Origin of the sequence: Leifsonia sp. fls2-241-R2A-40a (assembly GCF_030209575.1) — a bacterium.
Classification (GTDB): Bacteria; Actinomycetota; Actinomycetes; order Actinomycetales; family Microbacteriaceae; genus Leifsonia.
In genome coordinates this window covers 317,694-330,137 of the sequence record NZ_JARVRS010000001.1, presented here as the reverse complement: position 1 = coordinate 330,137, position 12,444 = coordinate 317,694, and the positions used below count along the sequence as shown (strand labels likewise).

Annotated in this window: 13 protein-coding genes; 7 read left to right on the top strand and 6 right to left on the bottom strand. The window is 67.5% G+C overall.

Going from position 1 to position 12,444, the window contains the following annotated elements; translation table 11 throughout:
* Positions 1-12 precede the first annotated feature (12 nt).
* A complete protein-coding gene (locus QRN40_RS01690; RefSeq protein ID WP_285113754.1) occupies positions 13-420 on the top strand; it encodes a hypothetical protein in 408 nt (135 codons plus the stop codon).
* An 88-nt stretch (positions 421-508) separates the two neighbouring features.
* Here QRN40_RS01690 and QRN40_RS01685 read toward each other — a convergent pair whose 3' ends face one another.
* Complete coding sequence (locus tag QRN40_RS01685; protein ID WP_285113753.1) at positions 509-976, bottom strand: winged helix-turn-helix transcriptional regulator; 468 nt, start codon at positions 974-976, stop codon at positions 509-511.
* A gap of 102 nt (positions 977-1,078) precedes the next feature.
* Between QRN40_RS01685 and QRN40_RS01680 the strand changes: the two genes are divergently transcribed.
* Together QRN40_RS01680 and QRN40_RS01675 are read left to right on the top strand one after the other, a co-directional pair.
* Positions 1,079-2,035 (top strand): hypothetical protein, encoded by a 957-nt coding sequence (locus tag QRN40_RS01680; protein WP_285113752.1) that lies wholly within the window; start codon positions 1,079-1,081, stop codon positions 2,033-2,035.
* Positions 2,036-2,171: 136 nt separating this feature from the next.
* Positions 2,172-3,035: an alpha/beta fold hydrolase gene (locus QRN40_RS01675; RefSeq protein ID WP_285113751.1), complete on the top strand. Its 864-nt coding sequence runs from the start codon at positions 2,172-2,174 to the stop codon at positions 3,033-3,035.
* Between the two features lie 27 nt (positions 3,036-3,062).
* Here the strand turns inward: QRN40_RS01675 and QRN40_RS01670 are convergent, their stop codons facing one another.
* Complete coding sequence (locus QRN40_RS01670; protein ID WP_285113750.1) at positions 3,063-3,626, bottom strand: DUF302 domain-containing protein; 564 nt, start codon at positions 3,624-3,626, stop codon at positions 3,063-3,065.
* A 190-nt stretch (positions 3,627-3,816) separates the two neighbouring features.
* Positions 3,817-4,485 carry a TetR/AcrR family transcriptional regulator gene (locus QRN40_RS01665; protein WP_285113749.1) on the bottom strand — a complete coding sequence of 223 codons (669 nt, stop codon included), beginning with the start codon at positions 4,483-4,485 and terminating at the stop codon, positions 3,817-3,819.
* Between the two features lie 23 nt (positions 4,486-4,508).
* On the opposite strand from QRN40_RS01665, the gene QRN40_RS01660 reads away from it, so the two are divergent.
* The 3 genes from QRN40_RS01660 (at position 4,509) to QRN40_RS01650 (ending at position 7,183) form a co-directional block, all read left to right on the top strand.
* Positions 4,509-5,177: an NADPH-dependent F420 reductase gene (locus QRN40_RS01660; protein ID WP_285113748.1), complete on the top strand. Its 669-nt coding sequence runs from the start codon at positions 4,509-4,511 to the stop codon at positions 5,175-5,177.
* A gap of 92 nt (positions 5,178-5,269) precedes the next feature.
* Positions 5,270-6,142, top strand: a complete 873-nt coding sequence (locus tag QRN40_RS01655; protein WP_285113747.1) for an alpha/beta fold hydrolase — start codon at positions 5,270-5,272, stop codon at positions 6,140-6,142.
* A 144-nt stretch (positions 6,143-6,286) separates the two neighbouring features.
* Complete coding sequence (locus QRN40_RS01650; RefSeq protein WP_285113746.1) at positions 6,287-7,183, top strand: LysR family transcriptional regulator; 897 nt, start codon at positions 6,287-6,289, stop codon at positions 7,181-7,183.
* A 6-nt stretch (positions 7,184-7,189) separates the two neighbouring features.
* Here the strand turns inward: QRN40_RS01650 and QRN40_RS01645 are convergent, their stop codons facing one another.
* Together QRN40_RS01645 and QRN40_RS01640 are read right to left on the bottom strand one after the other, a co-directional pair.
* Entirely contained in the window at positions 7,190-8,119 is a 930-nt protein-coding gene (locus tag QRN40_RS01645; RefSeq protein WP_285113745.1) for an NmrA family NAD(P)-binding protein, read from the bottom strand.
* Positions 8,120-8,127: 8 nt separating this feature from the next.
* The gene (locus QRN40_RS01640; protein ID WP_285113744.1) at positions 8,128-8,877 is read right to left on the bottom strand and encodes an alpha/beta fold hydrolase; all 750 of its coding nucleotides are present in this window, start codon (positions 8,875-8,877) and stop codon (positions 8,128-8,130) included.
* A gap of 193 nt (positions 8,878-9,070) precedes the next feature.
* Between QRN40_RS01640 and QRN40_RS01635 the strand changes: the two genes are divergently transcribed.
* Positions 9,071-9,487, top strand: a complete 417-nt coding sequence (locus QRN40_RS01635) for a GNAT family N-acetyltransferase (protein ID WP_285113743.1) — start codon at positions 9,071-9,073, stop codon at positions 9,485-9,487.
* A 21-nt stretch (positions 9,488-9,508) separates the two neighbouring features.
* Here the strand turns inward: QRN40_RS01635 and QRN40_RS01630 are convergent, their stop codons facing one another.
* On the bottom strand, positions 9,509-12,343 hold the full coding sequence (locus tag QRN40_RS01630; protein WP_285113742.1) for a helix-turn-helix transcriptional regulator: 2,835 nt from the start codon (positions 12,341-12,343) through the stop codon (positions 9,509-9,511).
* Positions 12,344-12,444: the final 101 nt, after the last annotated feature.

The window sequence follows — 12,444 nt, the reverse complement described above, 5'->3', positions numbered from 1 at the left end:
GGGGGTGCGCTGATGCGTGGACAAAGGGTCGGACTCGTGCTGGCGGTGGCGACGGTGATGCTGAGCGGATGTGTCAGCGCGCCGTCGCCGTTCGATCGAGCCCGCACGCCGGAGGACACAGTTCCCGCGGTCGCTGTGAAGTACGTCGAGCAGGGTGACCCGGGCACATCCCGGTACCAGGGGACCGCGGACGGTCACGACCTCTATCTGCTCCGCGGGACCGGCGAGATGCAGGTCTGCCTGGTTTACACCGACGGCACGGCGGACGGGTCGCTGTCGGCTTGCAGCGGGGGAGCGCGGTTAGGGATGAGCACTCCGAACCGAAGCGAGTTCGAGGTGCAGCTCGCCGGGTTCACGGACAAGCCGGCCGAGGGTCAGGTGCAGCTCTCGCCGTGGGTGCGGCAGACCAGTCAGCGATGAGGGAGTGACCTGAGCGGCAGCGCGGCGTGTTCTCGGCCGCGACGCCGGAACCTGTCAGCCGGCTGTGGCCTGAGTGGGTCAGGCTGTCTCAGCAGGCGTGGTCGGGGGAGCGAACGGAGAACTCACCGGACTTCACGGTTCGGCCGCATGCCTCGCATCTGACGTCCGCCACGAAGACGTTCCCGCACACGTCGTGCGTGAACTCGACCAGTGGCACGTCATCCGGCCGGTACGTGTCGCCCCACCGCTTCAGTACGAGGATCACCTGGCCGAGGTCCTTGCCTTTCTGCGTCAGTTCGTAGCCGGCGCCGGCGGAATCGCCCGATTTGGCCTGGATGATCCCGGTCTCGGCCAGCTTCTTGAGCCGAGCGGAAAGCACATCACGGGGCGCTCCGACGGATCGCAGGATCTCCGTGTAACGGGAGGCGCCGAAGGCGAGCGCTCGCACGATGTGAAGGGACCAGCGGTCGTTGATGGCGTCCAAGGCGACGGCGAGCGAGTCCTTAGTAGGTTTGCTTTTCAAACCGTTTGCTGTACTGTTATCCAAGTTTGACATCCAAACCATTCTAGTCGAGAAAGCGGCGCCATGTCCTCCCCGCAAATCACATCCCGCGGAACTGCAACTCCCAAGACTCATCACAATGCCTGGATTGCCTCCGTGGTGAGCAGCCTGGTCATCGGGGCGGCGTTCATCGCTGTCTATGTGGGCATCCAGCGCGATCCGCAGCCCCTCCACCTGCCTGTGGCGGTTGCGAGTGAGCAACTCGCGACGGCGGCGCAGCAGGGGCTGGGCGACAAGGTCACGGTGACCGAGGTGTCCTCACTCGAAGAGGGCGCTCGCATGGTGCGCAACGGTGACGCAGTCGCCGCTGTCGGACTCAGCTCCCGATCGACCCTGCAGGTCGACTATGCCGGCGCCAAAGGGCTCAGCGAGAGCGGCGCAGCGCGAGCGCTGGTGCACGGTTTGGCCGCACACGCCGGACTCACCGTCCACGAGCAGGACGTCGTCCCGCTTGTGAAGTACGACAGTCGCGGGCTCTCCGCGTTCTACGTCGTCTTCGGTGTCACCCTGGCCTCCTTCGTGCTTGCGCAGGGTCTCACCGGCGCCGCCGGAAAGGTGCGGCTACGCCATCGACTGTATGCAATGGGCGGATTCGCCGTCGTCATCGGCGTCGTAGCTGCCACGATCGCCGGGCCGGTCCTGGGCGCGCTCAATGCACCCTGGATCGCCCTCGCGGCGAGCTTGTCGCTGCTTTCGGCGGCTGTCGCCTTCACGACCAAGGCGCTCGGGGCCTGGCTCGGCGCCGCCGGCATCGGCCTGGCGGTTCTCGCGTTGACCACCGTCGGCAATGCGGTGAGCGGTGCGACGATCGGCTACGACATCCTCCCTCGGTGGGCACAGGTGATCTCCCCGATCCTTCCTCCCGGCGCCGCATTCCGGGCGGTCAATGAGTTCGGCTACTTCGACGGCTCGTCTGCGTGGTCCTCGCTGGTGGTGCTGGCGATCTGGGCGATCGTCGGCTTCGGTCTGGTCCTGGTGCGCTCCGCTGTCGCAGGCAAGCGTTCGACCGCCGCAGCGGCGTCCGTCCAATCAGAGCCGGTGGCGGTGTCCTGACATCCGACGCGATCGGAGAGGGCGACGAGCGGATCACCGGCTCGTCGCCCTTTCGGCGTGAGCGCGCACGGAGCTATGCAGTTCTTGCAACGCGATGCCCTGGCGCCCTGACACTGCAGGGCGGTTAGCTGAAGCCATGAGCAACCGAGAGCTTTATCCCGAGCAGCACACCATCGACAGTGGGGTCTCGCAGGTGTGGGTGGGCGTGCAACCGGGAGAGGGCCCGGCGATCGTCTTGTTGCATGGTTTCCCCGACGACTCGACCATCTACGACCGGTTGACACCGGAGCTCGCGGGCAGGCACGTGGTCACCATCGACTTCGGTGGGTACGGACTGTCGCCCCGGGAGGACCGGCGCTGGACGGATGGGCAGCGCGAGACCGAAGTCGTTGCCGTCCTCGAACAGCTGTCGCTGATCGGTGTCACACTCGTCGGACATGACGCCAGCGTGGCCGTCGCCATCAATGTGACGCTCGACCACCTGTCGTTGGTCGGCAAGCTGGTGCTGCTCAACGGGTATTTCCACTCCGACCCGGCGCTCCGGCTGCCCGACATGATCCGCCTGTTCGGCACGCCAGAACTCCACCTCCTATCGGATGCCCTCATGGAGGATCCGCAACTGCGGGGATGGCTCCTGAACCATTCCGGCCGACAATTCGGGATCGACGCCAGCGCAGCGGAAAATGTCGCCGCTCACTCGATCCTGCCCCAGTACTTCGGCAGTGCCGAGCACCCGGATGCTCGCACTGCGATCAGGCAATGGACGGCGACCCTGTTTCCAGAGATGCACGCAAACGACGTCCGGGTCCGGAACGGCGACCTGCAGCAGTCGACTGTTCCCGTGGTCGTCGCGTTCGGCGACGGCGACCCCTACCTGACCGCAGAGATCGCAGGCAACATCGGGGCGCTGTTCCCGAACGTCGACGTCATGCCGGTCGCAGACGCGTCTCATTGGCCGCAGTGGGACCAGCCGCACGCCGTCGCCGTTCACCTCCGCTAGCCACGGCAGCACCGTGCTCGGAACTGATCAAGCATCTCTGCTCGGTCCGCAATCCGCTGTCTGAAGCAGGGCGGCTGGCACCGGAAGATCCAGTCGGCGCAGCAGTTGAGCGACTTTGCGGTCGACGCCCTCGCCGACCGCGGTAATCGCCGGATCGCCGAACGACCCGAAGCCGCCGCTCGGCTGGTCCGTCGTGAAGTGCACGACGCCGTGTTCGTTCTCGGTGATCGTCATCCGCAAGGGAGCGTAGTTCATCACGCGAGGATCATGGCGGTACATCCGCTCGGCGACGGGGAAGTTGCCGACGAAATAGAACGCGCACTTGGACCGGTTTCCGGCAAGAGCCATCATGCGGGTGACCGAGTCGTGCCAGTACGTCAGCAGCCCGAGTTCCGAGTAGCCCTCGGCATAGGACACGATCTCCTTCCACGACGCCTGCCTGTCGACGAGGTCCGAGAAGGCCTGCTGCGGGTACGCCGGCACGAGCTGTTCGAAGCGCTGGGTGAGCTCCTCGAAGCTGTACTGAGCAACGACGGAGAACCGTGTCGCCGTCCACGCTTCGCCAAGCGGCGGGGTCGCTGATGCGGTCATGATCGCGACTCTAATCGGCGGGGACGGCCCGATTCGGGCGTATGCAAAACGCTGATCGACCGCCGCCGCTATCGACATTGGACCCCGACCATCCGGGGCGGTTGACTCGGAACAGCCCTCACCGAGGGCAGGGCAACCGCCACCGGGGAGGCCGGGAAATGATCATCGAAGGGCGCTCGGGGCGCAGCGGTCACTTCTCCGCAGTTGCCAAGGCGCTTTGGACCGCCATGAGGATCTCCTCAGCGAGCGGAGTGCCCGCTGTCGTTCGCGCCAGCATCGACGCCCCGACGAGTGTTGCGAAACCGGCGATGGCGCGCGCACGCTGCTCTGCCAGCGTGGTCTCGTCGACGTCCTGTTCGTCGCCGAGCGCGCTGACCACCGTGAAGATCCGGTCGAGCTCCTCGGCCCACACCACCCGGAGTGACGCGTCCATCGGTGCCCGTGCGACATCGCCGGCCAACGCGCTGACCGGGCAGCCGACAGCGAGGCTCTCGGGGTCGGCCCAGCTCATGTACAGCTCGACGAACGCCTCCATGGCTGCGTGATGGTCTCCGCGTTCCGCCTCGGAGATGCCGTCCATGATGCCGCGGTGAATATCGAAGGCGTGGCGCAACGCGGCGTCGGTGAGGCTGCTCTTCGAGTCGAAGTGACGGTAGAACCCGCCGGGCGTCATGCCGACGTCGCTCATGACCTCCGGAATCCGCACACCGTCCACGCCGCGCTGCTTGAGCTGGCGTGTGGCGGCGTCGACGATCTCTTCCCGGCGCTGTGCGGTGACAGCCTTCGACGACTTGACCATATTCGAACTTCTCTCTGAGCGATCCGGATCGCCAGTGCCATCGTAAGCAGCTTTGGCCATGCCGTCGCCGACCGTCCGCTTCGATGCAGAGCGAATCGACCCAGCAATCGCACGAAAGGCGAAACATGCGGCTCGGAATAATCGGCGCAGGCGCCCTAGCCCAAGCCTTCACCGTTCGCGCCCTCTCTGCAGGCCACACGGTGACCATCAGTTCCTCGCATCGAACCGACAGTCTCGACGCGACCGCTCACTCGCTCGGGGTCGGCGTTCGCGCCGGCACCAAGTACGAAGCGGCGGATGCGGACGTCGTGTTGCTCGCCGTGCCGTACAGGAATGCTCCGCTCGCACTCGCGGATCTGGGCGACTGGGGAGGCCGGACGCTGATCGATGCGACGAACGACTTCTCTCAGAGCACGCCTCCCTTCCCCGGAGTTCCCTCCTCCAGCGAGGTGATAGCCGAAATGGCGCACGGTGCCCACGTCATCAAGGCGTTCAACACCACTCCCGCACGTGTCTTGGCAAGCGATCCACGGCCGTCGGAGGGATATCGTCGGGTGATCGTCATGAGCGGCGATGATGTGCCGTCCAAAGGCGCTCTTCGTTCCCTGCTCGGCCAGATGGGATTCGCTCCGGTCGATCTGGGTGGTCTCGCCGAGGCGGCGCGGCTTCAGCAACTCCCAGGCGGTCTCCTCGCAGGGCTCGACCTGTTCGTACGCGATTGGGGAACGGAAGTCCAGCGCGTCCGGCGCTGAAATCCGGACGGCAGACGACCATCGAAACCCGGGCGGATGCCATGCGTTTCCGGCATGAGACTTTGCGCTTCCCGCCGCACATACTCGGAGCCATGAAAGCTCACTCCCGTCCTCAGCGAATCAAAGTCGCGGCGATCGCCGTCGCCGTCGCCGGCCTTCTCGCCGTCGCGATCCCCGCCCAGGTCAGCAGCGCCGCCGTCGAGACCAAGCACGTCGCTGCGTCCTCCACCTCCTCCAAGCCGACCATCGTCCTCGTCCATGGAGCGTGGGCGGATGCTTCCAGCTTCACACCGGAGACCGCCGCTCTGCAGGCCGCCGGATACACCGTCCTGGCCGCGCCCAACCCGCTTCGCGGTCTGCAGACGGACACGAAGGCGGTCGCGGACTTCATCAAGCAGCGCACCAGCGGTCCTGTCGTCCTGGTCGGACACTCCTACGGCGGCATGGTGATCACCGGCGCCGCGCTCGCCGACCCGGACGTGAAGGCCCTCGTCTACGTCGACGGCTACGCGCCGGACGACGGTGAGAGCGCTCAAGCCCTCACGAACGCGTCTCCCGGGTCTCTGCTCAACGTCGCTGACCCGAGCACGGTGTTCGACGTCGTCCTCCCTGCGCCGGATGCCTCGCAGGCCGACTGGGACAGCTACATCCGCCAGGACAAATTCAAGTCGGTCTTCGCGGCAAGCCTGCCGTCGGTGGTCACCAAGGTCCTCGCCGCCAGGCAGAGCCCGGTGACGTTCGGCGCCCTCGGTACCCCGTTCCTCGGTACACCGGCATGGAAGACCATCCCCAGCTGGTTCGTCATCGGCACCGCTGACCGACTGCTGCCCGCCGCTGAGCAGCGCCTGATGGCGCAGCGGGCCCACGGCAAGGTCACCGAGGTCGATGCGCCTCACCTGTCCATGCTGGCGAAGCCGCTGGAAGTCACGAAGGTGATCCTGAACGCGGCCGACTCCGTCCGTTAGCACGACTGGCGACCTCTCGGGCAGCACAGTGTCCCGCTCTGCACGAGGAGCGGGACACCGTGCCGTCTACCTGTACAGTGAACCCCACCGTCGTTTAGAGTATGGGCGACCGCTAAAAGGTTGAACCCGAACAGAGGACACATTGTGGATCTGAGAGGTTTGGAGGCCGTGCTGGCCGTGTACGAGAACGGCTCGTTCTCCGCTGCCGCGACGGCGCTGTTCCTGTCTCAGCCAGCCCTCACGCGCCGAGTAGCGCAGCTCGAGCGCGAACTCGATACCCGGCTGTTCGTCCGAACGCCGCACGGTGTTGTCGTCACCGACACGGGCCGAGCCCTCATGGAGCCCGCGCGGCGTGCCATCCGCGAAGCGCAGTCCATTCGTGGTGCCATCGACCTGGTCCGCTCCGGGACGCGCGGGAGACTCAGTGTGGTGGGGATGAGCAACCTCAGCGTCGGGTTCGGGAGCCTGGTCGCCGACTTTCACGAGAGCATGCCGGAAGTCGAGTTCCGGATGGCGTCCGCCGACACCACCGCGGCCGCCGTCGGCATGGTCGAGGCGGGCCTTCACGACCTGGCGATCGTAGATCTTCCGCTGACCTCCGAGACGCTCGTCGCGCATCCGGTAGTCAGCCAGGACTTCCTCATCGTTCTGGGGCCCGGAGGTACCGAGACGCCCCCGGACTCACCGATTCCGACAGTGACAGCCGCGATGATCGAGCGACGCACCATGATTCATCTGCCCACCCAGCAGTTCCCCCAGCAGCGGGGGATGCTCCTGTACGAGATGTTGCGACTCCAACCGGCCGCCCACATGGAGGTTTCCACGTGCAGCCTCCTGGTCCCCATCTCGCAGTCGGGACGCACCGTCGCGGTGGTTCCGCGTCCGGTTGCCCTCGTCGGCCGTGCTGAGGGCCTCGCGCTGGCTGCTCCGCCGAAGCCGATCAAGCGCACCCTGGCGTTCGCACGGCACCCCGGCAACGCCTCGGGCGCCGTGCGGCACTTTCTGAAGCTGGCCGGGGCACCGGCGGCCGCATTCGCGTGAGTGGGATCACCCAGCAGAACCACCGAAGAAGAGCTCTCGGTGATGTGCGATGTAGTTCTCCAATGACTGCGCCGGCTTACCGGTGATGAGCTCGACGTCGTTGCTCGAGCGATCGTACCGGCCGGCACGGTGCAGCTTGGCAACGGTATAGATGTGCTGCCGAACGTGTGAGGGAAGACCGGGAAGGCTGTTGAGCATCCGCTCGTAGACGTCCAACGGGATGTCGCTCACGGACAGTGTTCTGCCGAGAGCCCGCCCATAGCGTTCGGCGAGCTCGTCCAGGTTGAGCGATTCCGGTCCGGTGAGCTCGTATGTCCTTCCTACGTGCGTCGATGGGTCGAGCAGGATCGAGGACACCACCGCGGCCACATCCGTCGCCGCTACCGGTGAGGTCCGTCCGGCGCCGATCGGCAAAGCGAGTGTGTTCGCCGACGCGATCAACTGGCGTGGAGCGATCGAGAACATCGGGTTGTCCATGAACACCGTCGGGCGAACATTCACCACCGGTAGGGGCGCCCACTCCTCGATACGTTCGACCAGCCAGTGCAACCGCTGCTGATCCGATTCATCACTGCTCGTCGCAGTCATCTGGGCGACCGTGAGTTGTGACATGTTCACCAGCGCGTGCAGTTCGCCCAACTCGACGGCGACCGAGCTCATCACGGCAGCCGCCCGCAGATAGTCCGAAGACACGGCCATGTTGAAGAAGACCCGGTGCACGCCGCGGAGCGCGTCGGCGACGTCTTGCGGGTCGGCCAGGTCCCCGACGACGACCTCGGCGCCTAGGCGGCGAAGGTCGTCGGCGCGCCCGTCATCACGATGAATCAGCAGGCGCACCGTCTGGCCGGCCTTCAACAGCGAATGGGCGGTCAGGCGGCTGATGCTGCTCGGGCCTCCGCCCACGCCAGTAAGAAGGACCGGCTCGGACGGTGCCATCGGCTGCCTCAGCTCCTAGTGATGGACGTGGCGGCCTCGACGATCAGGCGGGACACCTTCACCGGCTCGGCGAGCATCGAGAGATGCGGAGCGTGGCCGTCCACCACGACGCTTCCCGCACGTTCAGCCATCGCGCGCTGCTGCGCCTCCGGGATGACGCGGTCGACCCTGCCGACGAAGTACCAGCTCGGCAGCGACTTCCACGCAGGCGTTCCGGTGAACGGTGTCCCCAGAGCGGCCAGTGTCGCCGGCGCCTGTCCGGCCGCCAGAAGGTTCGACTCCGTCTTCGGCAGCGTCTCCGCGAAGATCTCGTGGAACTTGTCTCGCTTGATGTAGCTGTCATAGTCGCCTTGCGGGGCGTCCGCCGCCGGGAGCACGAAGTCGAACACGGTGGTCGGGTCGGGCACGTTCAGCAGCGAACCGGGCAGGGCGTTGCTGAGGGTGGTCGCGCTTTCGCCATCGTCCGGAGCGTACGCGTCGATGTAGACGAGCGCCTTCACCTGGGGGAGGGCAGCAGCCGCGCCGGTGATGAGGACACCACCGTACGAGTGGGCTGCGAGCACCACGGGTCCCGATGTGGCTTGAGCGACGAAATCGCTCACTGCCTTGGTGTCCGACTCCACGCCGCGCAGGGGATTCGGAGCCAGAAGTACGTTGTATCCCTCGAGCTGGAGGGTGGCGGTGACCGCGGCGAAGCTGGCGGAATCCGCCCACGCGCCGTGAACGAGAACGAGGGTCGGCTTGGTTGAACTGGTCATGGCTCGAGTCTGAGACGAGGCGGGCAGGCGAGCCAATGCCAAACGCGCATACCCAGGCCGGCGATTCGGATACCGCTGAACCGTCCAGCTGCCCGTCGGCCGGATGGTCATGCGCTCTCTGCATCCGGGGCGTGGCCGTCACCACCGGAGTTATAGCGTTCGAAAACATCCAGTGCGAACGGAAGGGGCCGTGATGGCCGAAGGAACGAGCGGAACGTTCGAGTACCCGGATGAAGCGGGCTATCCCGATGGGACAGGAACCTTCACCGAGACTCAGCGAATCCTGGTCGAAGAGGTGGAAGCCGGCGTCCCGCTTCAGCCGGGCATCGAGTTCTTCGTCGTCGACAACACGGTCGAACGCGTCTACGAGGCGATCAGCGGCGACACGCTCATCGGAGGCATCACCTATGACCGCCGCGACGACGTGGTCACCGTGATCTCGACATCGGTCTACCCGGAGTTCCGCGGGCAGGGCGTCGCAACCGCCCTCATCGGCAGAGTGCTGGAGATGATCCAGCAGGAGAAGTTGCACGTCCGCGTCGAGTGCCCGATCGTTACGACGTTCATTCGACGACACCCGGAGTACGAGCCCCTCCTCGTGCGCCGGTGAGAGAGAGCAGACCTCGGCCCCTCACCCTTTCTGCGAACTCGCCCAGGCGGCTATCTCGGCCCGTCTGGATGCGCCCAGCTTGGCGAGGATGTGCTCGATGTGTGTCGCCACGGTCTTCGGCGCGATGTGCAGAGCCTCGCCGATCTCGCGGTTCGTCGACCCCGTGGCGACCAGGCGTGCGACTTCTTCCTCGCGCGCGCTGAGAGTCGTCGGCGCGACCCCGGCGGCGAGGCGTGCGTCCACACTGTCGGCCAGACGGGTCAGGGCAGCCGCACCTGATGCCGCCGCCGCATCGCGAGCCCGCGCGACGAGGTGGGCAGCCTCCGCGGGACCGCGGGTGCGGCGGAAGACTTCGGCCAGGTCGAGGAGAGCCTGGGTGCCCTCCCACCAGCGGCCCACGGACGACCAGCCGGTCACGGCTGCCGCCAGCAGGTCCTTCGCGGCAGTGAGCCGGCGTTCCCGGAGTGCAAGGAGACCGGCGGCGTGGGCCACGGCGTTCTCGGTGCCGGGGATGCCGCGGGCGGCGATCAGCGCCTCCGTCGTCTGCAGCCACTCGCGCGCGGCGGTCGGTTCTCCGGCGGCGAGCAGCGCGCGCATGCCGGTCACGACGAACGGGAAGAGGTAGGCGGCGTCGCCGATGGCACGTGACTCCTCGAGCCCGCGCCTGCTCACGACCACAGCGAGGGATGCGTCCGCGGAGAGCAGTGCGACCTCGGCCAGTCCCCACAGCGCCGGCGAGAGGCGCTGGAGTTCCCGCATCCTCTCGCCCAGGTCGGCGGCCCGGGAGAGCACCTCGCGTGCCGTCGCCAGATCGTCGCGTGCGAGGGCGACGTAGCCGAGGACGTGGAGGGCGGTGATCTCCGTCGTGATTCCGCCACGTCCGTCGGCCAGTGCGCGGGACGCGAGCTCCTCCGCCGAGTCCACGTGCCCGGTGGCCCAGCGCACGTGCGCCAGGTGGGCGCCGAGGTAGTGGGCGTCGTTCCAGCGTTCGATTCGGGTGGCGTAGTCGATGCCGTCCTCGAGCCACGCCGCGCCGCGCTGGTACTGCAGAAGCACGGAGGCGCTGGAGCCGAGCATCCGGTAGGCGCGGGCGGCCACCGCCTCGCGATGTTCGGCCGCCGCGGTCCGGGCGGAGGCCTCCAGCAGCTCCCACCCTCGCTCATCACCGGCGAACACCTGGACTGCGCCGCGCGTGACGTCGACGGCCAGCCGTTCGTCCGGGTCGTCTTCCAGCAACGGCCGGGCCTCGGTGGCGTAGGCGAGAGAGGTGTCGAGCCGCCGGTCCAGCATGGCCGCCGCTGCGAGGGCGGCGAGCAACCGACCGCGCACCCGGTCCGCTGCGATCCCTGGCTCAGCGCCGTCCACCCATCCGATCGCTTCGTGGATGAGCGCGTCGCGCGTCGCATAGTCGGATCCGAGCAGGTGGCTCGCTGCGGCGAGCGCCGGGACGACTCCCGCCGCCGCGAGGTCGTCGCCCGCCTCGCGGAACAGTTCCATGGCTCGGCTGAATTCCCGCTCCGCATCCCGGTTGGCGTCGGTCGCAGCGAGTTCCGCACCCAGCCGACGGTGCAGTTCCGCCCGTTCCGCAGCCGGCGTAGCTGACGGCACCGTGCGCTCGGCGCGCCGGTACAGCTCCACCGCCTCCCGATGGGCGGAGAGCGTCGAAGCCCGGTCGGCTGCGCGTCGGGCAAGGACGTAGGCCTCATCGGCTCGGCCCGCGCGCTCGCTGTGCATGGAGCGGATGGCGTCCGAGAGCTGCGGCGCGCCCGTCGCGACCCGCGCATGCATCGTGCGGCGTTCGGCCGAGGGAAGCGCGGCATACACCGCGTCGCGAATGAGAGCGTGCCGGAAGTCGAACGCGTCGGTCGCCGGCACCACGAAGCGCTGGGCGATCAGCTCCTGCAGTGCGTCATCCACGGAGGGCTCCCCGGCGGGGTCCTCGGCGGCCGCCTCGGATGCGGCACCCAGGACCACACGGAGCAGACGGGTGTCGAACTCCCGTCCGATCACGGAGGCGGCGCCGAGCGCACGCGCAGACGCGGGATGCAGCCTCCTGGCCCGCAGGATCACCGCGTCGCCGACGGTTTCCGGCACCCCCTCGAGACCGCTCGCGACGAGCTCCTCCACGTGGAGCGGGATGCCGTCGGCCGCCGCGTACATTCGCTCCACATCGTCCTCGGCAGGCACTTCTCCGGTGATCGACGCGAGCATGCTCCGTGTTCCGTCTCGCCCGAGTCGCGACAGCACGACCTCTTGCGCGTGCCGTCGGGCGAGGAGGCCGGTACGCCAGGCGACGAACTCGGGGTCCGCGTCCACCTCCTCGGATCGGTAGGTGGCCACCACCAGCGACGGGAGATCGCGGAGGCGTGCGGCCACACGCTGCAGCACGTCCAGTGACAACTGGTCCGCCCAGTGCAGGTCTTCGAGGCGCAGCAGCAGCGGCACACGCAGCGCCGCGACGAGGGCGTCCACCAGATCGGCGACGAGCAGCCGACGGGCGCCCGCACCTCCCGCACCGACGTCTCCCGAGACGACGAGGTCCCAGATGCGTTCAGCGTCGGCGTCGTCTCCCGCGTCTCTCACGCCCGACGCGATCGCCAGCAACAGAAGGCCGGGAGTCTGACGGTCGCCGGAGAACGACTCGGCGTGCGCCGTCCGGCCGCCCGCGGTGGTCGCCAGCTCGTCCAACAGGCGCGACTTGCCGATTCCCGCCTCCCCGCCGAGCAGCAGCATGCCGCCGCGCCCGGAGGCCGCCTCGGCGCGGAGCTGCAGGGCTTGGGCCAGCACGTCCTCGCGGCCGACGAAGAGGGGGCACATCCTGGCCGCACCACCCGGGGCCGTGACCCCTCCACTCATGCGCGAAGTGTATCGCCGTCGCTGCGACGCCGGCATCGGCCCTCGGTCGAGATCGGCAGAACGACCGATGCCGCGGCCGACCGGACGGCTCACTCTGAGGG